Source organism: Nocardia uniformis NBRC 13702, assembly GCF_001613345.1.
Lineage (GTDB): Bacteria > Actinomycetota > Actinomycetes > Mycobacteriales > Mycobacteriaceae > Nocardia > Nocardia uniformis.
Genome location: NZ_BDCE01000077.1, coordinates 58163 through 81778 on the forward strand (window position 1 = coordinate 58163; position 23616 = coordinate 81778).

Here is a 23616-nt window from a genome sequence, read left to right on the forward strand (position 1 = left end):
GACCACCTCAGATCAGGAATCCGAGGGTCGGGATGGCCTCGGCGTTGTTCACCAGCAGTACGGTTTTGGCCGCGAGCCTGATCTGGCCGTCCACCCGGCGCAGCCGGTAGTGGTAGCGGCCCGCCCAGGTCACCAACCCGCGCGGTTTCGACTCCAGGAGTATGAAATTGGCTCCGACGAGAGTGTCACCGTCTTCGGCGCCGAGCAGTTCGATATTCGAAACGGTGCGGCGAAGATTCGAGGGCGGCGACTGCGCGTAGCGTTTGCCGGTGCGCAGCTGTGCCACACGGGTGGCGATGCGACGGCGGTTGTCGTATAGCACCGATACCTTGTGCTCGGGGTCTGTCAGCGAGTCGCCGGTCGGAACCCAGTACAGCGCGTCGTCGGTCCACAACGCTTCCCACGCGTCGTAGTCGTGTTCGTCGGCGAAGCGGGCCTCACGGAACAGGAACTGTTCGACCTCGCGAATATCGAGTAGCGCAACCGATTCCATGACCGTCTCCGATCCCATGGTCGTCATCAGTTCTCCATCAGGGTCTTGTAGTGCTGCCAGAAGGCCCGCATGGCGGTTTCGTCGGTTGCGCCGCCGACACGGAAGCCGTTCTCGTCGTCGTATTCACGATTCACGCCGCGTCGAATATCGAGCCATTCCGGCAGCAGTTGCTCGACGCCGCGCTGATTGCGTTCATACATTTCGGTGTCGTCGGCGAGCAGCATGCCCGCCGGACCCACCGAGCCGATCGATTGCGACAGCATTCGCCTGTTCAATTCCGGTGCGCCGTCGAGCTGCACCGCGGTGGAGAACTGCACGCACTCACGCTCGGAGATCGGCTGGATATTGAACACCTGGATCTCGGCGACGAACAGGTTCGGGAAGATCATCACGTGTGGCGCACCCTCGATGAGGATCTCTTCGGCTGCGGCGCCATGCTTTTCACGCATGGCGGCGACGTAGTCCGGGACCCGGGATTCGGTGGTGCCGAACCAGCGCATCGGCTCGGCGAACTTGCGGAACTCCGGGCGCAGATCGTTCTCGCTGTGCCCATTGCCGAGCGCGCGGGTGACGGCGGTGGAATTGTCACTGTAGAGCGACCCGATGGTGGAGCCGGTCACCGAGAAGATCGAGCCGTGCACGAATTGCGGGTGGTAGCCGTCGGTTTCGTTCTCGGCGAGTAGTTTCCAGTTGGCGTGCGTATGGTGTTTGAGCCAGCCCGCGTCCAGGGAGACCTTACCGACGGGCGAGAGCCGGGCCAGGCGGTCGAGTTCTCCCGCCGCCGCACCGAGGTGTTCGGCGAGCGGCGGAACGTCGGCGTTGAAACTGCCGAAGACGAAGCCGTGATAGGACTCGACCTTCGGCACCGCACCGAGTTTCAGGTCGAGTGCGCCCTTGCCGCCGTATCCCTTGTTGAACGGGGCCCCCAGCAGCTCACCGGAATTGCGGTAGGTCCAGCCATGATAGGGGCACCGGAACGAGCTCGAATTGCCGCTCGGGGCGTCGCACACCAGATTGCCGCGATGCGCGCACCGGTTCACCAGCAGGTGCACCTCACCCGCGCGGTCGCGGGTCATGATGATGTCCTGCGGGCCGATATTCTTGCGCACGTAGTCGTTCGGTTGTGGCACTTCGCTGGTGTGCCCCACGAAGACCCAGCCGCCGTACCAGATCCGCTCCAGCTCATCGGCGAATACCGCGGGGTCGGTGTACAGCGAGCCGTGTACTCGCTCGGGCTGGATCAGCGCCGAATAGCCGACCCGTGGGGCCGACGCGGTCGCGATCGTCATTTCTGCTCCAATCGCTGTTTCAGTTGTGCCACGAGCCGGTACTTCTGGACCTTGCCGGTCGGCGTGGTCGGAAGCTCGGCAGCCGTCAGGAACACAACATGTTTCGGGACCTTGAATCGGGCGAGATGGTCCTTGCACAGGGCGATGACGGTATCGGCGTCGATGTCGCTCCCGGGCGCGCGCACAACGCAGGCGCAGCCTGCCTCGCCCCAGCGTTCGTCCGGGATGCCGACCGCGTAGGCCTGACTGATCTCGGGCTGTGCGGTGAGCAGTTCCTCGATCTCTTTGGGCATCACCAGTTCTCCACCGCTCTTGTAGAGTTCCTTGCTGCGGCCGGTGATTTCGAGGTATCCGTCGGGGCGGACCCGGCCCAGATCCCCGGAGAACACCCAGCCGTCGCGCAGACCCCGCGCGGTCTCCTCGGGTTGGTCCCAGAAGCCGAGCATGCTGGTGGGGCCGTGCGAAATCAGTTCGCCCTCCGCACCATCGGGCAGTGCCTCGCCCGTCATCGGATCGACGGTGCGGTACCGGACGAGCGCACCGTCGTCGAGTCCGGCCACCCCCGCGGATTTCGGTCTGCCGACGGTGGCCGCGGTGAGTTCGAAGGAATCCTCGGGCCGGGTCAGTGTCATCGCGCCGCCGCATTCGGTCATGCCGTAGCCGGTGACGATCTCGGTGGCACCCAGTTCGTCGCGCACTCGCTCCCACAACCACACCGGGGCGGGTGCGGCACCGGAGAGCACCGCCGACAGCGAGGACAGGTCGTAGTCGTGTCGGTCCGGGTGTTCGAGGACCGCCACGGTCATGGTCGGCACGCACAGGATGTCGTTCGCCCGGTGCCGCTGGATTCCGGCCAGGTAGTCCTCGGGCTCGAATGTGGTCTGCATGATCACCGCCCCGCCCACCATGGTCGCGGCGATCAAGCCTTCGACATAGCCGAACATGTGATAACACGGCAGCGAGAACAGGATTCGCCGACCGTCCTCGAAGGCCCGGGTGAGCGCCGAGGCATAGCCGGTGCGCAGGACGGCGTCGTGGGTGATCAGGACGCCCTTCGGCGAACCAGTGGTTCCGGAGGTGTACAGGATGTCGCCGACGCTCGCCGGATCGACCGAGATCTGCTCAGCGGCACCATTGTTCGCTGTGCCCAGGGTTTCGAGATCGGCGAGTGTGCGCACTCCCGCGCGCACCTTGCCATCGGTCGGCATCTGGATCACGGTGTGCAGCAGCGGCAGTCGCTCGGTCACCCCGTCCGCCCAGCCGGGCGCGATGGTGTCGAGCATGCCGAGGTAATCGAGCCCGGCATGTCCGGTCATCGTGATCAGCAGGCGGGCCTGTGATTGGGCCAGCACATACGCCAATTCCTCGGTCCGGTAGAGGAAATTCATCGGGATGGCCACCGCGCCCGCCGCGGCGATGGCGAACTTCACCGGAACGAACTCCGGGTAGTTGGCCATCAGCACACCGACGTGGTCGCCGGGCCTGATCCCCAGCGCGACCAGACCATCCGCGAGTCGTGCCGCCCAGTCGGCGGTCTCGCGGTAGGTCAGCGTCCGGTCGTCGGTGATGACGAGTGGTCGGTCGCCGTACTCGGCGGCGCGGCCCACGAGCCAGTCAGCCAGCGCGGATGGCTGCCAGTTCGGGAACCGACCGGTCAAGGCGCTCCGGCGAGCGTCGAGTTCGGACATCGTTGTCATGGCCGATCACCCGATCTCGTCGACGGCGTCGTCGAGGATCGCCTCGCGGAGTTTGAACTTCTGGACCTTTCCCGAGGGCGTGGTCGGTAGGCCGGTAGCGACGAACCAGCGACGAGGCGTTTTGAACGGTGCCAGTCGATCGCTCAGATGGTGTTTCACCGACTCGACCAGGTCCTCCGGCTGTTCTCCGCGTAGCACGAGCACCGCGGCGACGGTCTCACCCCATTTGTCGTGTGGCACACCGACGACGGCGGCCTGTCGTACCGAATCATGCTCGACCAGACGGGATTCCACCTCGGCCGGCGCGATGTTCTCACCGCCGCTGATAATCATGTCCTTGAGTCGACCGGTCAGTGTGATGAAGCCGCGACTGTCCATCGATCCCAGGTCACCGGTGTGCAGCCAGCCGTCGGCATCGACGGTCGCGGCGGTGGTCTCCGGGTCGCGGTAGTACTCGATCATCTGCTGGTAGCCGCGGGCGCAGATCTCACCCTCGGTGCGCAGTGCCGCCACCCCGGATCCGTCAGCACCCGCGATTTTGGCTTCGACCTGGGCGACCGGTCGGCCGACGGTGGTCAGCTGGTCCTCGATCGAATCGGACTTGCGGGTCAGGGTGAGCACGGGTGCGAGTTCCGTCTGTCCGAACAGGTTGTGTACCGCAGCGCCGAATACGCGCGCGGAGCCCTCGATCAGTACCTGGGGGACGTTCGCGGCGCCGCCGACAATGCTGGTGAAACGCGGTGCCGTAGCTTCCTTTCCGCGTACCGCCTCCAGGAGCGCGCCCAGGACGGGCGGCACGAAGAACAGCACCTGGGCCTGTTCCGTCTTCGCCCAGGCCAGCACATCCGCCGGAGCGAAGGTTTCGACGAGCAGCGCGGTGCCCGCCTGCCACACCGGCCCGAGGGTGCCGATTACGCAGGCGGCGGTGTGGAACATGGGCAGTGGGTTGACGAAGACCGAGCCTTCCGCGATCTCGGCTGCCACCATGGTCATCTTGGCGACATTGACCAGCGAACGGTGGCGGAGCAGTACACCTTTCGGGTTTCCGGTCGTACCCGAGGTGTACTGGAGCATGACCGGAGCATCGGGATCGCTGGCGTACGGACCGAATTCGTCGTCGGCCGAGCAGCTCACCGCCTGCCAGCGGCCGCGATCGGAGAGACTGATCCGATGCTCGACGGCGGGCACCTGATCGACGGCCGCCGCAGCGACGCCCGCCATGTCATAGCCCTTGTTGTCGTCGGCGTGGATCAGCACCTTCGCACCGGAATGATCCAGCACATAGGCGAGTTCGTGCTGCCGGAACGCCGGGTTGATGGCCACCAGCACCCGTCCGGCGAGGGCCGCGCCGAATTCGATGATCGGCCACTCCACGACATTGGGCGCCCACAGGGCCACGAAGTCACCCGGCTCGGTGATGGCCGTCAGCGCCGTCGCGACGCGCAGCGCCTCGTCGTAGAGCTGCCGGTAGGTGAGGCGGCGTAGTTCCGTAGTGCCGTGCGGTGTTCCGACCAGAGCGACGGTGTCGCCGTGGTGTTCGCCGCGATCAGCCAGTAGGGAGCCGACGGTGTGTTCCGACAGCGGCACGCTGTCGTCGCACGCCCAGTAGGACTCGGTGAGGGTACGTTCTGCCACAAATGTCATGGGCGCGCTTCCATCTAATTACCGCGAAAGGCGGGACTTCTCTTCTCGTGGAACGCCGAGACTCCCTCGGCGAAATCTTCGGTGTCGAACAGCCGCACCTGCGCGTCGACCTCGTGGTCGAGTACTTCGAGGGGATCGCTGGGCCAGCGGGCGAAGTGAGATTTCATGGCGGCTATCGCCAATGGTGGCGCGGTGACAATGCGTTCGGCGTCCGCCAGCGCGGATTCCAGTGCCGTACCGGACGGCACGACCGTATCGGCCATACCGAGCGCGGCTGCCTCGGTTCCGGACAGCCGCGCCGGCAGCAGCATGAGCTGCCGGGCCTTGGCGGGACCCACTCGCGCGGGCAGCGAAGCGAATATCCCCATATCCCCGGCCAATCCGACACCGGTGAAGGCGGTGCTGAACACCGCGTCCGCCGCGGCGACAACCCGGTCGCAGGCCAGCGCGAGGGATGTGCCGGCACCGAACGCCGCGCCTTCGACCGCGGCGATCACCGGCTTGCCGCCCTGCCAGATCGCGCGAATCACTCGCTGAGCGGCCTGCGCGCGCGGGCGCGCTTCGGCTTCGCCCATGCGCCGCATGGTCGAGATATCGCCTCCCGCACAGAATCCCGCGCCCGCGCCGGTCAGGATGATGACCCGCACACCGGGATCGGCCATGGCCTCCTCCAGCCGCTCGGCGAGAGCCGAGCGCAGCGGCAGATCGATGGCATTGCGGCGGTGCGGCCGGTTCAGCGTGAGGATGCGGATTGCGCCCCTGTCCTCGGTGCGCACCGGGCTCTCGTTGTCGGACATGGCTATTCACCTCGGAACTTCGGCGCGCGACGCTCGATTACGGCGGCCAGGCCTTCGCGCGAATCGGCGGTGCCGGACAGCTCCGAGACCGTGCGGGCCTCCTCGGGCAGCCGATCGGCCAGTGTCGCGCCGATTCCGCCCCACAGCAGCCGCTTGGTCGCGCCGATCGCCTTGGGCGCGGTATCGGTGAACTGCCGGGCACAGGTCAGTGCCTCGGTCTCGAGGTCTACTGCCGGAACGACTTTCGTCAACAGCCCGATGTCCAGGGCCTCGGCGGCGTCGAGCACCGGGTTGGTGAGCAGGATGTGCATGGCACGGCGGAGTCCGACCAGCTGGGTGAGGGTCACCGAGACGCCCGCGTCCGGTGCCATGCCGACCCGGACCGCGCCGGACATGAACTTCGCGGTGTCCGCGGCGATCACGAAATCCGAGGCGCAGACCAAGCCGAAACCACCTCCGCCCGCGGCGAATCCGTGGACGGCGGAAACTACCGGAACGTTCAGCTGGGTGAGTGATGCCACCGCGATCTGCAACCAGGCCGTGGCCTCGCGCAGGTAGTCCGGCAGCTGATCCCCTTTGGACGCGAACACCTTGACATTGCCACCGGCACAGAAGTTCTTACCCGCCCCCGACAGCACCACCGCCCGAACTCGCGGATCGCCGTGCACCCGCAGAATCGCCGCGTGCAGTGCCTGTAGGAAGGGCACATCCATCCCGTTCGACGTCTCGGGACTGTTCAGCAGCAGTCGCGCGACACCGTCGCCATCCACCTCGAGCCGGACCGGATCTGACATCACTCACTCCCCTTGTCGTTGGTGAAGGAGGCGATTCCCGCGCCCGCCGTCTCGCCGGACAGATGGTCGAGCACGGCATCGGATTCGAGGTCGAGTCCCGCGGCCAGCGGCAGGTGCTGACCGGCGTGAACGAGGTACTTGATCGTGGACAGGGCGGTTCTGTCCTTCGCTGCCATACGGCGCGCGAACTCTGTGACGCCGGAATCGAATTCGGCGGCCGGGAATGTGCGGTAGGCGAGCCCCCAGGCCACCACTTCGTCGGCGGACAGCCGGTCGCCGCTGAGGATGTGTGCCAGCGCGCGCTGCCTGCCGACCAGTCGCGGCAGCCGTTGACTACCGCCGCCGCCGGGAATCAGACCGAATCGCGAATGCGTATCGGCGACCACCGCGTTCTCGTGGATCAGCACGATATCGGCGGCCTGCATGAGTTCGAATCCGCCCGCCATGGCATAGCCCTCGACCGCGCAGATCACCGGTACCGGCAGTGTGGCGATCACATCGCAGGCGGCGCGAAAGTTGGCGAACAGCGGTGTCATGGCGGCTCGGCCACGCGCACGAAGCTGTTCCAGTTCATGGAAATCGCCTCCCACACAGAAGTTTCCGCCATTGCCGCGAACCACGATGACGTCGGCGTCACCGGCGGCCGCCCGCAACTCCCAGTGCAGGCGTTCGCCCAGCTCCACCGAGATCGCGTTCATCTGCTCCGGCCGGTTGAGCGTGACGGTCGCTACGCCGTCCGACACCGCGGTCAACACCACCTCGCTCACATCAACCGCCCGCCGCCGACTTCGAGCACCGCGCCGGTCATATAGCTGGACAGCTCGGAAGCGAGAAATAGTGCGGCACCGGCGACTTCGCGCGGTTCACCGGCCCGCTTCATCGGGATGGCGGCCTCGCGCTCAGCGAAGACCTCCGGTGGCATGGCCTCGGTCATGGCGGTGCGGATCAGTCCCGGCTGGATGGCATTGACCCGAACACCCTGGTGCGCCAGTTCTTTCGCGCTGGCCTTGGTCATACCGACAATCCCGGCCTTGGCCGCGCTGTAGTTGGTCTGTCCCGGATTGCCGGACTTTCCCGATAGTGAGGACATATTGATGATCGAGCCGCCGCCGGACTCGCGCATGACCGCCGAGGCGGCGCGCACCCCGAGCCAGGTGCCGCGCAGATGTACGGCCATCACCGTGTCGAAGTCGTCCATGGTCATCCTGCGCAGGGACGCGTCGCGGGTGACGCCCGCATTGTTGACGAAGACATCGAGACGCCCCGACCAACGCACGGCCTCATCGACGAGGTTCTGCACCGAATCCTCCTCGGTCACATCGCAACCCATGCCGATGGCGCACGATCCGACCACTTCGGCGGCCTTACGCGCACCGCCCTCATCGATATCCGCCAGCACGACGGTGCCGCCGTTCTCGTGAAACAGCTGGGCAATCGCCAGCCCGATACCACCGGCGGCCCCGGTGACCACGGCGGTCCGGCCGCTCAACAGCCCCGCCATCACGCGATGAACCTGGCGATGGATTCGGCGACGCACGCGGGTTTGCCCGCACCCTCGATCTCGATGGTCGTCACGAACTTGGCCTGCACGCCACCCGCGACGTCGGCTACCGAGTCGATCGTCGTGGTCGCACGGACCCGTGCACCGACCGACACGGGGGAAATGAAGCGCACCTTGTCGAAGCCGTAGTTGACCGCCATCGTCAGCTGCTCGATCCGGTAGAGCTCGTGATTGAGCACCGGCAGCAGCGACAGGGTCAGCAGTCCGTGCGCGATGGTCGACTGGAACGGGCCGTCGGCGGCCTTGGCCGGATCGGTGTGGATCCACTGGTGATCCCCGGTCGCTTCGGCGAAGGTGTCGATCCGCTTCTGATCGATATCGAGCCACTCGGTGGTACCCAGAGATGTCCCTGCGGCGGCGGCGAATTCGTGAACGTTGGCGAAAACCTGCACGTCATCACTCCTGAATAGATTTGAATTTAATATAGATTAGAAGAATGGAGTGGTCAACGCCACACCCGAAGGCGCACGGCGGCTCTGGTTTCCGCCCATGGTCCGACCTGCCCTTATAGTCAACCCGTGGCCAGGAAATCAGCACCCGCACCGACCGACGACAGCACCGACACCGACACCGAGTCGAAGTCGGCGCGCACTCGGCAGCGGATCCTGGATGCCGCCGCGCATGTGTTGAGCCGCAAGGGATATGCGGGGACCCGGCTGTCAGAGGTCGCGGAGATCGCGGAGTTGCAGGCGCCGGCTATCTACTACTACTTCCCGTCCCGGGACGATCTCGTCGAAGAGGTCATGTGGGCGGGCATCGCCGATATGAACATCCACGTGGGTGGCATCCTGGAGGCGCTGCCGTCCGATATGCGCCCACTCGACAAGATCCTCGTCGCGGTGGAAGCCCATATGCGCCACGAGCTGGAGATCTCCGACTACACGACCGCGTCCATCCGCAATGCGGGCCAGGTGCCGGAGAAGATCCGAGTCCGCCAGCTCGCCGAGGAGGCCAAGTATGGCGCGCTGTGGCGAGCCCTGTTCGACGAAGCCGCCGCAGCGGGCGAACTGCGCCCCGAACTCGATTCGACGGTGGCACGCATGCTGGTACTCGGAGCGCTGAACTGGGCAGCAGAGTGGTGGACGCCCACCCGTGGGTCACTGGACACCGTGGTGGCGACCGCGCAGTCAATCGTCCGCAACGGGCTCAGCGACGACCGCTAGTGCGGTGCCCGTGGCGTCAGCTGCACGCCGTCATCCCGGCGTGCATTCGGCCGGGATCCACAGACCGGGTTTCCACTACTGAGTACGCCGGGAACGTTGATGGACGCCGTCTAACGACTGGCCTCGGGTCGCTCGAACCGATGGCGATCACCGACCTTCGAATGTCGGTCGAGACTTGGCGGCGAAGGCCTCGATCGCGCGTCCGGCGTCCATCGAATCACCGGTGGCCGCAAGCGCTTCGGACTCCTCGACGAATTGTTCGGAGAGGGTGTTGTCCCATGCTGTCCGCAGCAGACCGCGCATCCGACCGAACGCCCTCGTCGGCCCCGCCGCGAGTTCCCGCACCAGTTCATCGGCGCGGCCCGCGAGTTCCTCGGGTGCGACCGCCTCGGTAATGAGCCCCCACTCCGCGGCCTCGCGGGCGTCGAGCACCCGGTTCCGCAAATACATCTCGGTCGCACGGCGTACACCGACAAGGCGCGGCAGGAACCAGGTGCCACCACCGTCGCCGGAAAGCCCCAGTGCCGCAAACCCGGTCGCGAACTTGGTGCCTTCGGCCGCGAGCACGAAGTCGGCGATATAGACGAAGCCGAGTCCGCCTCCGGCGACCGAGCCGTGGGCGGCGGTGACTATGGGTGCGTCCAGGCGGCTCAGGATGCGGAAGGCTTCATGGAACGGTCCGGTCATGCGCCGCAACAGTTCTCCGTGCGGTGGCGCGGATTCGGCGAAGTAGCCGATATCGCCGCCGACCGTCAGCGCTGATCCGTTGCCCTTGATGAGCACCGCGCGAATGCCGCGATCGGCGGCACACCGGCGTGCGGCGATCAGTAGGTCCTCGGCCACCTGGAGATCGATGGCATTGCGCTCGCCCGGCCGGTTCAGGCAGATCGTCGCGATACCGTCGGCCATCGAGTAGTCGATGGTCTCGAGTGGACCGTTCTCGCCGAGCGCCTCGTGCCAACGGCCGCTGTCGGTGAGCTGGTCGAGCCGGATGATCTGGTGGTCCTGGAAGGACAACAGGTGGGTGAAGGCCGCATCTAGGGGTTTGCCGGAGGCTATGGCGGTTCCGATATACGTCCCCGACACCAGCATTCGCCCGTCGGGCAGCATCTCGAATGCCTCCGGGACGGCGCGGGCCCGGTAGTGGCGGGCGATGACACCCCAGAATCGTCGCCGCGCCTCGTCGGAGCCGATGTACACCCCACCCAATCCGAGCGGCATTCCGGCGGTCACGTGCGCCTCGAACGTCGGGTGCAGCACTCGCGCGAGTGCGTCTCGGTCACCAACGGCGAGCGCCCGGTACCACTGCTCGGCAATTTCACGCGACATATCAATCTCCTATTCGCAGCATGGTGGAGGTCACCGTCGCTACGGGTTGGCGCAAATCTTCTTGGTAGACAGTTGTGTTCGCTGCCACCACTCGACCACCGACTCGCACGACCACGGCGTCGGCCGCGAGCGGGGCAGCTCCGATGAACGCGGGTCGATGGAAGGTGACATCCAATCCCAGCGTCCGCACCGGTCCCGCCGCGATGTTCGCGGCTTCGGTGAGTGCGTGGCCTGCCAGGGCGACCGGGATACCGCCGTGCAGAATGCCGTACGGGTTGGCCATCCACTCGGCGGTGCGCATCGCGAATGTCACCGTGTGCCGCTCGCGTGCGATCGGCTCGGCACCCAATAGCACCGCGAGTGAATCCGATTCGGGCACAACCAGTTCGGACCCCTCGGTCACCACGGGGTGTACGGAACCGGGAACGATGATGAATCGGCCGCTCACCTCGGCGACCAGAGATCCGTTCTCGTCGGAGATCCGTCCGGCGGCGAGCACCGAACGATCTCCGATCTCGACCACTTCCCCGCTGGCGAGCACCCGGTGGCCGCCGCGCAGTCCACGCGAACCGATCTGAAGATGCAGTGACAAGGTACGGATTCCGATATCGGAAACCAGCGCTGACTGGACCGCGCGGCCGGTGACGAAGTCGGCGAGCGGCCCCAGCCATCCCACGCACAGCTCCCCCGCGTACCCGGCGGGCAACCGCTGTTCGACGGAGATCCGGTCGGGCCCATGGCCGATCTGAGCGATCCCGAATCGATCCTCCGGGCCGAGGTTCGGAAACGCGGCCACCTCCGCCGCGCGAGCCACCGGGTCTGCCGCGGCAATCGCGGGGACCTCTAGCGACATCATGCCTCCTCGTCGAACATCAACCTTGCTCTTCGAATTGAATATAGATTAAATTAAAGAACAGCGACAACGAAGGGGCACGACCACATGGATCTCCAGCTGGGCAATGCTCGTGTGCTCGTCACCGGTGGCGGCTCCAATATCGGGCGCGGCATCGTGCACGGCTTCGCCCGCGAGGGGGCGCGCATCGTTATCAGCGATATCGACGGCCCACAGGCGGAGAAGGTGCGCGGCGAGGCCCTCGAACTCGGCGCGGCGGCCGTCGAGGTCGCATCGGGCGACCTCACCCTGGACGGCGTCGCCCAGGAGGCTGTCGATCGGGCCGTCCACCACTGGGGCGGGCTGGATGTGCTGGTCAACAATGCGGGCTGGAGTGTGCCCGGCTTCATCGCCGAGGACACCGACCGCGCGAAATGGCAGCGCACCATCGAAATCAACCTCTACACGGCCATCGCCGCCACCCAGGCCGCGATCCCGGCCATGCGCGACGCAGGGCGCGGGGCAATCGTTTTCATCGCCAGCGACGCCGCCTTCGGGCAGATTCGCCAGGGCATCTACGGCGCGACCAAAGCCGGGCTGATCGCCTTGGCGCGCACCACCGCGCGCGAACACGGACGCCACGGCGTCCGGTCCAATGTCGTCTGCCCCGGCCTGGTCATCCCCGACGGTCCGGACGCGGTCGGGCCCAGCAGCCTGTGGGCGGTCGGCCAAGACGCGGTCTTCGACGAGAAGCAGATCGACTTCCTGCGCAAGGACATTCCGCTGCGCAGACTCACCCATGCCGAGGACATCGCCAACGCGGTGGTCTGGGTGTCCTCCGACAGCGCCGCGCGCCAGGTCACCGGTCAGGTGTTCTCGGTCAGCGGCGGCTACACGATGCCGTAGCGCCATGGCCCGCCCAGCGAAGAACCCCGGCAATGGCAGTCGCGACCGCATTCTCGCGGCCGCGGCGGCGGTGTTGTCCGAAAAAGGTTATTCGGCAACACGACTCACCGATATCGCTGAGGTCGCGCAGCTGCGCGCCCCCGCGGTCTATTACTACTTCGACTCCCGGGAGGCCCTCGTCGCGGAGGTGATGATCGTCGGGCAGCAGTGGGTGCGCAGGCATGTCACCGAGGCTCTCGATGCCCTGCCGCCCGGCATTCCGGCGCTCGACCGGCTCTGCGTTGCCGTCGACGCGCATCTGCGCGTGGAACTCGAGCTCTCGGATTTCGCCACCGCGGTCACCCGCAATGCCGGTCAGCTGCCCGCCGAGCTGCGTGCGCAGGTCGGGCGCGAAAGCGCCGAGTACCACGCGATCTGGCGCGGGCTGATCGCCGACGGGCAGTCCGACGGCTCCATCCGCACCGATATCGATCCGCGCTCGGCTCGCATGCTGATCATCGGCGCACTGAACTGGGCGCCCGAATGGTGGCGTGCGACCCGACAATCCATCGACGTCCTGATCGGCACCGCCCAGTCGTTCATCCGCGCGGGTTTGACCGAACACTGAATTCTCCACACCACCACTGACTTCCGCACCACTACCTGGAGGAACTCCATGCCCGAGGCCTATATCGTCGACGCCGTCCGCACCCCGGTCGGACGTCGCAAGGGCGGTTTCACCGACACCCATCCCGCCGACCTGGGCGCACACGTCATCCGCACCCTGGTCGAGCGCGGCGATTTCGATCCGGCAGCCATCGATGACGTGATCTACGGCTGCCTCGACCAGATCGGCTCGCAGGCAGGCGATATCGCGCGCACCGCCGCACTTGCCGCCGGCCTGCCGGAGACCGTCCCCGGCGTCACCATCGACCGCCAGTGCGGATCCTCGCAGCAGGCAGTGCATTTCGCGGCCCAGGCCGTCATGAGCGGCACATCGGACTTGATCGTCGCGGGTGGCGTGCAGAAGATGACGCAGTTCCCGATCCTGAGCGCCTTCATCGCGGGCGAGCCGTTCGGTGCGACGGATCCGTGGACCGGCTCCAAGGGCTGGGAAGCGCGCTACGGCAATGCGGAAGTCTCGCAGTTCAACAGCGCCGAAATAATCGCGGAGCAATGGGGCATCTCGCGCGAGGATATGGAACGCTTCGCCCTCGAGAGCCACACCCGTGCCGTCCGCGCGCGAACGGAGGGTCGATTCGACCGCGAGATCTCGCCGTTCGACGGCGTTACCCAGGACGAAGGTCCGCGCCCCGACACCACATTGGAAAAGATGGCGTCGCTACCCACCCTGGTACCCGGCGGCCGGGTGACGGCCGCGGTATCCAGCCAGATCTCCGACGCGTCGTCGGCGATGCTGATCGCCTCCGAGGCCGCCGTCGAGGCGCACGGGTTCACTCCCCGCGCCCGCATCCACCACCTGACCGTCCTGGGCGCCGATCCGGTCAACCTGCTGACCGCACCGATCCCCGCCACCAAGCGCGCCCTCGCGAAGTCCGGCTTGAACATCGCCGATATCGACCTGATCGAAATCAACGAGGCCTTCGCCTCCGTAGTCCTGGCCTGGCTGCACGACCTGAAGGCCGATCCGGCCAAGGTCAATGTGAACGGCGGCGCGATCGCCCTCGGACATCCGCTGGGGGCCAGCGGGACTCGGCTGATGATCACCCTGCTGCACGAACTCGAACGCACCGGCGGCCGCTACGGCCTGCAGACCATGTGCGAGGGCGGCGGCCAGGCCAACGTCACCATTATCGAACGGCTCTGAGGCCATGGATCGCAACCTCTACACCGAGGACCACGAGCTCTATCGCGCAACCGTGCGGGAATTCCTCCAGCGCGAGGTGGTCCCCCACCACGAACGCTGGGACGAGGCCCGCTGGATCGACCGCGAGGTCTTCGCCGCGGCCGCCGAGAACGGAATCTACGCGCTACAGATCCCCGAACAGTACGGGGGTGCGGGCGAACCCGACTACCGCTACCGCATGATCGTCTGTGAGGAGGTGGCCCGCGTGCACGCGGGCTCCTTCGCGGTGAGCCTGGCCCTACAGGACGATCTGGTGCTGCACTACCTGCTCGACCTGACCACCGACGAGCAGAAGCAACGCTGGCTACCCGGGTTCGCCGCCGGCGAGATCATCGGAGCCCTGGCCATGACCGAACCCGGCGCGGGCAGCGACCTACAGGGCATCCGGACCGAAGCGAAACCCGACGGCGACGACTGGATCCTCAACGGCCAGAAGACATTCATCTCCAGCGGCATCATGGCCGACCTGGTCATCGTCGCGGCCCGCACCGATCCGCACGGCGGTTCGAAGGGTTTCACCCTGTTCGTGGTCGAGCACGATATGCCCGGCTTCACACGGGGCCGCAAGCTCCGCAAGATCGGACTCCCCGGCCAGGACACCGCCGAACTGTTCTTCGACAATGTCCGCGTACCGAGGGCGAACGTGCTCGGCGGCATCGGTCGCGGCCTGCCGAACCTGATGAGCCACCTCCCCCGCGAACGCCTCGGCATCAGCGCCGGTGCGATCGCCCTGTCCCGCGCCATCTTCGACGTGACCCGCGAATACTGCTTCACCCGAACCGCATTCGGCAAACCGATCGGCGATAACCAACACATACGTTTCGAACTCGCCGAAATGGCCACCGAACTCGACATCGCCGAGGCCTACGTCGACAAATCGGTACTGGCCTACAACGCGAGCACACTCACCCCCGTCGACGCCGCCAAGGGCAAGTGGTACACCAGCGAACTCCAAAAACGCATCGTCGACCGCTGCCTGCAACTACACGGCGGCTACGGCTACATGTCCGAATACCCGGTCGCCCGCGCCTACACCGACACCCGAATCCAAACCATCTACGCCGGGACAACGGAAATCATGAAGGAGATCATCGGTCGCGACCTGGCCTACTGATCGTGCTGTCGACTCGACTGTTCCGCACGCGGGCATTGACGCTGGAGCTCTTGCGTTGCCACTCTGTTCCTAGGTTGCGGCTCAGCGGCTTTCTGCCCGCATCAGGTCCGTTCACCCGGCTAGGCGCAGCCGGTTCACCAACATCTCTTGGCTCGGTGAGTCAAGGGCTGACCAGTCGCTCGTATCGTGGGCGTAGGCGGTAGGTGCGCTTCTTTTTGGAGGGGTCGTCGACTGCTAAGAAGTCGTCGGCATTCCAGTTACGTATCAAGGTGTTTGCTGTGCGCGGGCTGATGCCCAGCTGGGTGGCGATGTCGGAGCTGGTGACTACCGCACTGTCCCGGAATAGTTCCAGGGTTCGACGTTGACGCGGGTCGAGCTGTCTCATCGCCGCGGTGTCGTCGGTGTGGCGGTTTCCTGGCGTCTGGGCGACGTCGGTGACTCGGGTGCGTACCGAGCCGAGGGCTTGGGCCATGCTGTCGCAGAAGAAGTTCAGGAAGCCGGTGAGGTCGGCTTCGGCCCGGCCAAGGTAGTAGTTGTGTGAGGGGCCGACGGTCAGTGCCGTGTAATAGTCGGCGAGGTTGCGGGCGTAGTGCTCGTCGAGGGAGTAGATGCCTTTGAGTCCGTAGCCGGCTCGGTGCAGGACGAGTGTGGTGAGCAGGCGGGCGGTGCGGCCGTTGCCGTCGTCATACGGATGGATCGTGGCGTATTGGTAGTGGGTCAGTGCCGCGACCAGTGGTGCGGGCAGATCGTGTTCGGCCATGCGAGTGTTGATCCACTCGAACAGGTCCGACATCAGTTCGGGAACATCAGGTGCCTCTGGTGGCATGTAGACCACGCGGCCGTTGGCCGCTTCGCGAATCACGTTCTGGCCGGGCCGGTATGGTGTCGGTGTCGGTGTCCGTTTGCCGGTCATGACGAATCCGTGGACCCGCCGGAGTTCGAGTTCATTGATCGGGCCGCCCTCGATGGCCAGGGATTCGATGTGTTCGAGGGCGCGGTAGTAGTTCCGGACTTCGGCTTCGTCGCGTTCTCGGCCCGGGAAATGGGCTCCGGCAAGGGCTTCCGCGACCTGTGCCTGGGTCAGTCGGTTTCCCTCGATCTGGGTGGAGTAGTGGGTTGCCGCCAGTCGTGCGGTCTCTCGGAGACCTGCGAGTACGTCGACGTTGATCGGAAGTTCCATGATTGCCTGGCGGTCGGCTTCGATGGCCATCAGCGATGTCGCAGCGGCAGGGCTGATCGTGAAGTTCGGCTGGAACATTGCACCAGGGTACTGATAAATGGTGAACATTGCGTCTTTAAAGCGCGTTTATTTGCTTGATAAATCACCCGGCTTTGTTATCTTCGGGCGGGGCATGGGGCGGTGTACCGCGTTCCGGGCAAGTAGTCATTCCATTCGTCGGTGGTGATGGGTGTTGTGCCGGTGGCGCAGATTCGTTGGGCTTCTGCGGCTGCGTCGGTACGCCAGGTGCGGAGTGTCCCGTCGAGTGATGTCTGGATGAGCCGTCGTCCGCCTTCCTCGAACGCTATAGCGGACACGGTTGCGCGCGGTGCGTTGCTGGTGAGCGTGGCGTAGGTGGTGGGGCGGTGCGGGTCGGTGACGTTCCAGATGTGGATTCCGTCGTCGGCCGCCGCGGCGAGGCGGGTGCCGTCCTGATCGAAGGTGACCGACGCGGTGCCCGGGCCAGTGAGGACCACGGGCCGCCGATCGGAGTCGGGATTTGCCAGATCGTAGATGCTCACCTGGTTGAGGGTGGCCACGGCCAGGGTGCGTCGCGAACTCATCGCGAGCGTCAGGATGTGCCCGCGTTTGTCGAGGTCGTCGAGTTCCAAGAGGCGCCGGGGGTTCGAGCCGGTGAGGTCGTAGATGGTGACCGAGTGGGCGGCGGCGCTTGCGACAGCCAGCAGGCCGCCCCCGACGGCGATCGATATAGGGAATCCCCCGGTGTAGGGGATGGTAAGTGTTCGGGCTGGCACGTCGTCGGTGACGTCCCAGAGTTCGATGGCTTGTCTGAGTATGGTGCCGATGACCAAATGCCCGTCGGGCGTGAACGCGACGTCGGCCAGGTAGGTGCCGGTGTGCCCGTTGATGGGTGCTCCGAGTTTCGTCGGCGCGGCGGGGTGGGCGATGTTCCACACTTGAACCTCACCGCCGGCCACTTCGTCAACGGTCGCGGCGCGGGTCCGGTCGGGTGAGATCGCGATGGTGATGAGCAGTCGCCGGTCTCCGTCGCGCCAGCCCGGGGGTGTCTCCGGGCTCAGAGGCCGCAGCAATGGCAGCAGTGCGGCGGCCTGACCACCGGGAGGTATGCCGCGCTGGTCGGGAGGTAGCCGGAATATCGTCTGTTGTGCCGTCCTGGAGGTGGGCCCGGGGATATCGAAGATATAGGTCGAGCGGTCGGCGCCAACCGCTGCCAGCGACCGCCCTCCTCGCAGGAATCGGGCGCGAAATGGGTACGGATCCGCCAGCGCGGTCGACTCCTCGCCGCGTTCGAGGTCCCAGAGCCAGGTCTTTTCGTCGTCGTCGACGAAAGCCAGATACCGATTGTCCGCGCTGATCGTGAGGTCGAGGATCCGGATGCCATGGCCGGGTATCGATCCGAGCGGCTCGGGGCGGGTGAGATCGGCACCGATACGCCACCGCAGAATTTCGGGCGGTTGCACCGAGGCGGCCAGGGTTGCGCCGTCCGGGCTGAGAGTGATCGCTTCGCACACCGCCCCACCTGCCCGCTCGACCTCCCGGTCGTATACCGGACGCTGGTCGAGGGCCAATGTCGTTGTGTCCCAGAGGCGGATGGTCGCGGTGAGTGGCGGTTGGCCGGGCCGGTTGTGGGTCTCACACGCGGCGAGTGCCCGATTCCCGACCGCGATACGGACGTCGCGGGCACCCGCCATCGTGATCGGGGGCAGGGGTGTCGGGTGCCGGTCGGTGCCGAGGTGCCAGGCGAGGATCGCACCGTCCCTTGTGCCGATGGCGAATTGGCTGCTGTCGGGACTGAATCCGGCGGTCCAGGGCATATGACCGCTGGTGGAGAGGTCGGCGGTGCGCTGGGGTGAGTCGGGATCGGTGATATCCCACAGTGCGCTGCTGTCTTGGCCGGCGACGAGCAGCCACTGCTGGTCTCCGCTGATGGCCAGTCCGAGGACGGGGCCGCCACCGGTGGGAAAGCGGGGCGAAGAACGCACGCCGGTGTCGGTGAGGCGGGACAGTTGCACCGTTGCGTCCTTCTCGCCGGTGGCCAGTAGGTCGCCGTCGGGAGCTGTCGCCATTTGGGTGAAGCGGTCGATGTAGGAGGTGAGGCCCTGTGTCTCGGCGGTGCTGGAGGTGATGCGGACCGGTGTGTTCGTTGCGGTGGTGTCGAGGAGGGCCGACCGTGCGTCGGCGGTGTCGTGGGTGCGGTAGGCGGCCAGCGCGAGTTGCTGGGCGACGGCGGGATCGCGGTCCCGCAGGACTTGCGACAGTCCGGCGTAGAGCTGTGAGTGTGCTTCGGCGGTCGTGCGGGCGTGCTCGGCGCGCATCCGGAAGAACTGCGTGGCCGTGCCGGTCGCACTGGCCACGACCAAGGCGGCGGCGAGTACCGCCGCCCACAGTTTGTGGTTGGTCCGGGTGCGGCTGTGGTGGATGGCGTCGGTCAGCGTCCCGGCCGAGCTGATCTGGCTGGTGTACTCGGGTGGGGTCAGGCTCACCACCACGTCACGGGCGTCGTCCGCGACGATGACACGCAGCGAATGGTGTTGTGCCGCTGTGATTTTGTCCGCGTATCCAGTTACCGGTGTGAGCGTGGTACCCGACAGGCCCGCGGTAACAGCGCAGGCCGGGTCGAGTCGCCGGGGACGCAGGTGACGCAGTCTCGGGTGACGTGGCGCGAGGTCGTCCAGTGCGACCGCGACCGCGGCGGCCATCGAGCCGCCGTTGATCTGGTTCGCGGGGGCGCCGCGGTCGACGGTGACCGACCACAACACGCCCGCGTCGGAGTCGGCGAGGCGGCTGGTCGCCCAGGCTTGCCGCAGCCCTTCGATGAAGTCCTCGTCGGCCTGTAGGAACCCCATGCGGGCCGGGTCGGGATGCAGACCACTGGGGCCGCCCTTGACCTGCCGCAGGTGTAGTGTCCCGGCCTCACCGCCGCGGCCGTTGCTGTCGTAGGTCGCGAACAGGACCGGGATGTGCGTGGCACGCAGCTGGGGCGGGCGGCGACCGGCGAGTTCGAGAGCAAGGAGGATGCCGTATCCGCGCGCGGGCTGGGATCCCTGTCCGAGCAGGTGCAGGACGACCGAACGCAGAGGTTCGCTGTCGCTGGTCACCGAGGTGCCGGCGGGCAGCAACTGGGTGCCGACCGAATGCAGTCCGGCGCGCTCGGCGTGGGCCAGCAACGTCGCACACCCGTCCTCGACGTCGATCGCTGCGCTGAGTGCGCCTGCCATGGCGGCGGTGGCGTGTGCCGCGGACAGATCCGCACCGACCGGGAGATCTGGTGTGTCGGGTTGTTCGCTCTCCTCCTCGAGCAGCGCGTCGATGTCCACGCCGCCGTCGGGACGACGTGGTGGACGTTTCCACGTGGTGCGCGACAGCCGGGCCAGCACCCGTGTCTCGCGACGATCGCCGAACAGTTCCCGAGTCGCGTCCGGTCCGGCCGCCACCGCATCGCGGCAGGTGGCAAGCCACAATTGCGGCGCGCTGGTGAGTGCGGTCAGCAGCGCCTCGTCACGCTGAAGGTGCGAACCGTCGGTCACGGTACTTCCCATCCCGTTTCACCCGCGGGCGACACCGCGACCCCGATCACAGACATCAGACATCACGGCCCGCAGTCCCGTCGACCGGACGGCGCCGCACGATCAGCGAAGTCCATCGATGATCGCGGATCGTACCGGGTGGTCGGCCGGAAGGTGTTTGGCGATGCGGCGCCAGGCGTTACGGCCCGGGGTCGGTGAGGTCCGCACCGCCTCGGTGACCGCACGTGTGTGCTCGCCCGATAGCGAGGACAGCGGGGTGAGGGCGATCTCTAGATCGTCGGACATCGTGACGGCCGGGGTGATGATCTGCCCGACGAGGTCACCGTTGTCGGCGGTGTGCAGGACGACCAGCAGGTCGGTGCGGCCGCTACCACTACCGATCTGCACACGCACCACGTCACCCGCGGAGACAAGCTCACCGAACGAGGTGACCACGATCGAGGTTTCCCGCCCATCGGTCGCGGACCGGACGAACTCGATCCCAAGTTCCCGGTCAACGACCCGCTGCAGGGGCCCGGCCGTGCCGGAGGCAGCGGCCCGCACCTGTTCGGTCCATCCCGGCACCGCCAACACGCTGGTACGACGTGCGGCGATCGGCGTGACGGTCGCCGGTCCCGCGTTCGAGCCGGCGTGTGCCCACCGGCGGGTGAGCCGGTTGGCGATCCGATGCCCGGCCGCCACGCTCTCGGCGTCGTAGGGTTCCGACTCGCCGGTATCGAGCGACGCCAACAGGTCGTCGATGTCGAGCGGAGACCGGGTTTCGCGTTGCTCGCGATCGTGTGGGCTCATGATTCGATTCCCTTCGCATTCTGTCCCGAACCCGGGTCGAGGAGCTTTCGCAGGATTGGGACCCCTTGGGCGCGCAGGCGTTTGACCTTGGGTCGGCTCATCCCCAACAGTGCGGCGACCTCGGCGGTAGTGCGGACGTCGTACCCGGCATCGTGCGTGGGGATCACGAACGTGGCCTTCAATACCGCCCGGGTTGGCGGGTCGGGCACGCTGTCGAGGGCACAGACAAGGTCCGCACGGAGAAAGAGCCGATCCTGGTCGTACTCGGCCACGGTGTCCTCGAGACAGGCGACCGCAGTGTCGAAACCGACGCGGCGACCTGGATGCCGTTTGGCTGCCAGCCGTTCCTCCCGCAGGTCCCGCACTCGCCACCGCACCCGCTGCGACAGCCACGCCCGCCAATGCCGGATGGGCTCGCTGGGCAGCTTCTCGGCCAGTGCCACGATCACGTCCTGCGCCACATCTTCGAAGCCGTCGCGCATGTCGGGGTCGAAATCGCTGAGCACGTACCGAGCTTTCTGCACCGCATAGGTGGTGGCCTCCTCGAGTCCGACCCCGACTGCGTACTCGAATACAGCATGGTGCAACGCGACCGGCGCGTCGGTGATCGGCCTGCCCAACCACTGGTCGAGCGGGTCCTGCCCAGCGGAACTCACCTGGGTTCCCTCCTGATGCGAACTTGTCGCCGTGCCATGCGGTGACGTCGGCGAGGGTCTTGCTGTGAAACCTACGGATGACGGTCCGACGACGCCACACAGGCGATCCGAACAGACCCTCATGAACAGAGAAGCAAAAGGCCACATGGACGGTTCGGCCCGAGACACACCGCTGGCGAAGATCGGTCGTCTGCGCCATCGACGAACCGTCGACACCACACACGGCTTCTCTGTGAGTGTCCGATCTCCTCACTCGACTCGAAGGAGCAACCGATGGGCTCGTTCACCCCCCGCCCCCGCCTCGCCGTTGCGGCGTTCGCCGCTGCGGCCGCAACTATGGTCGGATACGGCAACGCCGCCGCCCAGGACATGGAATCCGACCAGATCCGTATCGCCGTCTACGACTACATCGATGCGGCGAATACCGGCAGTGTCGATGCCATTGCCGCCAATCTCTGCGAAGCCAGCGCCCAGACTGTTCTCGACAACGCAAGAACGCATGGACAATCCGCGGTGCCCGCGTTATCGATGACAGTCGATTCGATCTCCGATATTCAGATCTACGGTGATAGCGCATCGGCCACTGTCGCTGTCTACTCCGCCGCCAAGAACAAGACAAATTCCGGACAAGTGACACTCGCCAAAGAAGATGGGCAATGGAGAATGTGTCAAGGACTCACAGGCTAGCCGAATCAGCACCGGCCGATACCCATCCCTGGCCACACGACACCTGCGAAGCGCGGACTATTTCCCTGAAGCGGATCACTCCGACAACTGGCACCGCTGCCCCGCAGTTCGACTTCGCCGTCACAACCGGTGTGACGGTGACCTGCCAGCTCGCCGACCCCAACGGTAATGCGCAGGGCCGCATCTCAGGAAGCGGTCGCGGCGACAGCAGGGACGAAGCACACGCGAGAGCACACGCAGACCTCGACCGCCAAGTTCCGAACGGTTCGAGCAGGCGGTACTGCAGCGAGAACTGAGAGCCACCGAAGTCGTGCTGCAGGAGCAGCGAAACCCGATGCAGACCAGCGCATTCAAGGAAATACAATGACATTTCATACCGGAACCGACGTAAATCCAATGCCCGCAACAGAACCCCCGCCGAGGCGGGGCGCCAGCTTTCTCTGGCTGGAACTGACCGAACGGTGCCAGCTCAGCTGCACGCACTGCTACGCCGACAGCGGACCCACGAAATCGCATGGCGCCATGACGAACAACGACTGGATGTCGGTTATCGATGACGCTGCCGACATCGGTGTCCGCGAAATCCAGTTCATCGGCGGCGAACCGACGCTGCACCCCGCACTACCGCAACTAATCCAACACGCGTCCTCTCATGGGATCGCCACGGAGGTCTACTCGAATCTGATCCGCATCCGCGCCGATATCTGGGGCACGCTGGTCGAGCACAATGTCCGCCTGGCGACCAGCTACTACTCCGATCAGCCGGAGCAGCATACGCTGATCACCGGAAACGCCTTGGCACACAAGCGGACCACCGAGAACATCAGCAAGGCGATCACACTGGGTATTCCGGTCCGGGTCGGCATTGTGTCGGTGCTCGCGGATCAGCGGATCGACGAAGCTCGTCAACTCCTGACTGACCTGGGAGTCGAGGACGTCGAGGTCGATCACGTTCGCCGTGCCGGACGGGCAAATAAAGAGGTGGACACGCCCCTCGAGGAACTGTGCGGCCAATGCGCTGGCGATGTCCTGGCTGTCTATCCGGACGGCGTCGTGCACCCGTGTGTCTTCACCCGGTCCCTCCAAGTGGGCGACGTGCTGGAATCCAGCCTGCGACAGGTCATCGATAGTCCCCAACTGGCGACCGCCAGGACCGCCATCGGGAACGCGACCGCCGAGAATCAGCGCCACCGGGATGGGAGTTGTGGTCCGAATTGCCATCCGGTCTGTCATCCAGGCTGCAGGCCGGTCTGTGCGCCTCGGAGCATCTGTAACCCTTTGGGGTAGTAAT

Annotated in this window: 22 protein-coding genes; 7 read left to right on the plus strand and 15 right to left on the minus strand. The window is 65.9% G+C overall.

The annotated features are described in order from the left end of the window. Positions 1-7 precede the first annotated feature (7 nt). From NU1_RS29650 to NU1_RS29690, 9 genes are read right to left on the minus strand one after another with little or no spacing between them, the layout of a single operon-like run. A complete protein-coding gene (locus NU1_RS29650) occupies positions 8-520 on the minus strand; it encodes an aromatic-ring-hydroxylating dioxygenase subunit beta (RefSeq protein ID WP_067526691.1) in 513 nt (170 codons plus the stop codon). Beyond that, complete coding sequence (locus tag NU1_RS29655; RefSeq protein WP_067526693.1) at positions 520-1782, minus strand: aromatic ring-hydroxylating oxygenase subunit alpha; 1263 nt, start codon at positions 1780-1782, stop codon at positions 520-522. The genes NU1_RS29650 and NU1_RS29655 overlap by 1 nt, the downstream gene beginning before the upstream one ends. Next, positions 1779-3479: a class I adenylate-forming enzyme family protein gene (locus NU1_RS29660; protein ID WP_307645156.1), complete on the minus strand. Its 1701-nt coding sequence runs from the start codon at positions 3477-3479 to the stop codon at positions 1779-1781. Before NU1_RS29660 ends, NU1_RS29655 begins: the two co-directional genes overlap by 4 nt. 6 nt (positions 3480-3485) lie before the next feature. Further along, positions 3486-5123 carry a class I adenylate-forming enzyme family protein gene (locus NU1_RS29665; RefSeq protein ID WP_067526696.1) on the minus strand — a complete coding sequence of 546 codons (1638 nt, stop codon included), beginning with the start codon at positions 5121-5123 and terminating at the stop codon, positions 3486-3488. A gap of 14 nt (positions 5124-5137) precedes the next feature. Continuing rightward, positions 5138-5920, minus strand: coding sequence for an enoyl-CoA hydratase/isomerase family protein (locus NU1_RS29670; RefSeq protein ID WP_067526698.1), 783 nt, complete (start codon positions 5918-5920; stop codon positions 5138-5140). 2 nt (positions 5921-5922) lie between these two features. Beyond that, positions 5923-6714, minus strand: a complete 792-nt coding sequence (locus NU1_RS29675) for an enoyl-CoA hydratase/isomerase family protein (RefSeq protein WP_067526700.1) — start codon at positions 6712-6714, stop codon at positions 5923-5925. Next, on the minus strand, positions 6714-7481 hold the full coding sequence (locus tag NU1_RS29680) for an enoyl-CoA hydratase/isomerase family protein (RefSeq protein ID WP_067526702.1): 768 nt from the start codon (positions 7479-7481) through the stop codon (positions 6714-6716). Before NU1_RS29680 ends, NU1_RS29675 begins: the two co-directional genes overlap by 1 nt. Further along, positions 7478-8218 (minus strand): 3-oxoacyl-ACP reductase FabG, encoded by a 741-nt coding sequence (fabG, locus tag NU1_RS29685; RefSeq protein WP_218027864.1) that lies wholly within the window; start codon positions 8216-8218, stop codon positions 7478-7480. Before fabG ends, NU1_RS29680 begins: the two co-directional genes overlap by 4 nt. After that, a complete protein-coding gene (locus NU1_RS29690; RefSeq protein WP_067526706.1) occupies positions 8215-8667 on the minus strand; it encodes a MaoC family dehydratase in 453 nt (150 codons plus the stop codon). Before NU1_RS29690 ends, fabG begins: the two co-directional genes overlap by 4 nt. A gap of 126 nt (positions 8668-8793) precedes the next feature. On the opposite strand from NU1_RS29690, the gene NU1_RS29695 reads away from it, so the two are divergent. Next, the gene (locus tag NU1_RS29695; protein WP_067526708.1) at positions 8794-9438 is read left to right on the plus strand and encodes a TetR-type transcription factor C-terminal domain-containing protein; all 645 of its coding nucleotides are present in this window, start codon (positions 8794-8796) and stop codon (positions 9436-9438) included. Positions 9439-9585: 147 nt separating this feature from the next. Here NU1_RS29695 and NU1_RS29700 read toward each other — a convergent pair whose 3' ends face one another. Together NU1_RS29700 and NU1_RS29705 are read right to left on the minus strand one after the other, a co-directional pair. Then, a complete protein-coding gene (locus NU1_RS29700) occupies positions 9586-10767 on the minus strand; it encodes an enoyl-CoA hydratase-related protein (protein ID WP_067526710.1) in 1182 nt (393 codons plus the stop codon). A gap of 1 nt (position 10768) precedes the next feature. Beyond that, the gene (locus NU1_RS29705) at positions 10769-11620 is read right to left on the minus strand and encodes a PaaI family thioesterase (RefSeq protein ID WP_169815166.1); all 852 of its coding nucleotides are present in this window, start codon (positions 11618-11620) and stop codon (positions 10769-10771) included. 87 nt (positions 11621-11707) lie between these two features. Between NU1_RS29705 and NU1_RS29710 the strand changes: the two genes are divergently transcribed. Genes NU1_RS29710 through NU1_RS29725 form a run of 4 tightly spaced genes read left to right on the plus strand, consistent with a single transcriptional unit; the run spans position 11708 to position 15465 of the window. Then, entirely contained in the window at positions 11708-12505 is a 798-nt protein-coding gene (locus NU1_RS29710) for an SDR family NAD(P)-dependent oxidoreductase (RefSeq protein WP_067526714.1), read from the plus strand. 4 nt (positions 12506-12509) lie between these two features. Next, positions 12510-13112: a TetR/AcrR family transcriptional regulator gene (locus tag NU1_RS29715; RefSeq protein ID WP_067526716.1), complete on the plus strand. Its 603-nt coding sequence runs from the start codon at positions 12510-12512 to the stop codon at positions 13110-13112. A 48-nt stretch (positions 13113-13160) separates the two neighbouring features. Continuing rightward, positions 13161-14312 (plus strand): acetyl-CoA C-acetyltransferase, encoded by a 1152-nt coding sequence (locus NU1_RS29720; RefSeq protein ID WP_067526718.1) that lies wholly within the window; start codon positions 13161-13163, stop codon positions 14310-14312. A gap of 4 nt (positions 14313-14316) precedes the next feature. Beyond that, positions 14317-15465 carry an acyl-CoA dehydrogenase family protein gene (locus NU1_RS29725; RefSeq protein ID WP_067526720.1) on the plus strand — a complete coding sequence of 383 codons (1149 nt, stop codon included), beginning with the start codon at positions 14317-14319 and terminating at the stop codon, positions 15463-15465. Between the two features lie 160 nt (positions 15466-15625). On the opposite strand, the gene NU1_RS29730 is transcribed toward NU1_RS29725, so the two are convergent. The 4 genes from NU1_RS29730 to NU1_RS29745 form a co-directional block, all read right to left on the minus strand. Beyond that, complete coding sequence (locus tag NU1_RS29730; RefSeq protein WP_067526836.1) at positions 15626-16723, minus strand: Fic family protein; 1098 nt, start codon at positions 16721-16723, stop codon at positions 15626-15628. 77 nt (positions 16724-16800) lie between these two features. Then, a complete protein-coding gene (locus NU1_RS29735; RefSeq protein ID WP_067526722.1) occupies positions 16801-20205 on the minus strand; it encodes a WD40 repeat domain-containing protein in 3405 nt (1134 codons plus the stop codon). A gap of 90 nt (positions 20206-20295) precedes the next feature. Next, complete coding sequence (locus NU1_RS29740) at positions 20296-20982, minus strand: hypothetical protein (RefSeq protein ID WP_067526724.1); 687 nt, start codon at positions 20980-20982, stop codon at positions 20296-20298. Next, positions 20979-21638 (minus strand): sigma-70 family RNA polymerase sigma factor, encoded by a 660-nt coding sequence (locus NU1_RS29745; RefSeq protein WP_067526726.1) that lies wholly within the window; start codon positions 21636-21638, stop codon positions 20979-20981. Before NU1_RS29745 ends, NU1_RS29740 begins: the two co-directional genes overlap by 4 nt. A 273-nt stretch (positions 21639-21911) precedes the next feature. On the opposite strand from NU1_RS29745, the gene NU1_RS29750 reads away from it, so the two are divergent. Together NU1_RS29750 and NU1_RS29755 are read left to right on the plus strand one after the other, a co-directional pair. Continuing rightward, complete coding sequence (locus NU1_RS29750) at positions 21912-22325, plus strand: Rv0361 family membrane protein (protein WP_067526728.1); 414 nt, start codon at positions 21912-21914, stop codon at positions 22323-22325. Between the two features lie 396 nt (positions 22326-22721). After that, positions 22722-23612 carry a radical SAM protein gene (locus NU1_RS29755; protein ID WP_169815167.1) on the plus strand — a complete coding sequence of 297 codons (891 nt, stop codon included), beginning with the start codon at positions 22722-22724 and terminating at the stop codon, positions 23610-23612. The last annotated feature ends 4 nt before the right edge of the window (positions 23613-23616 follow it).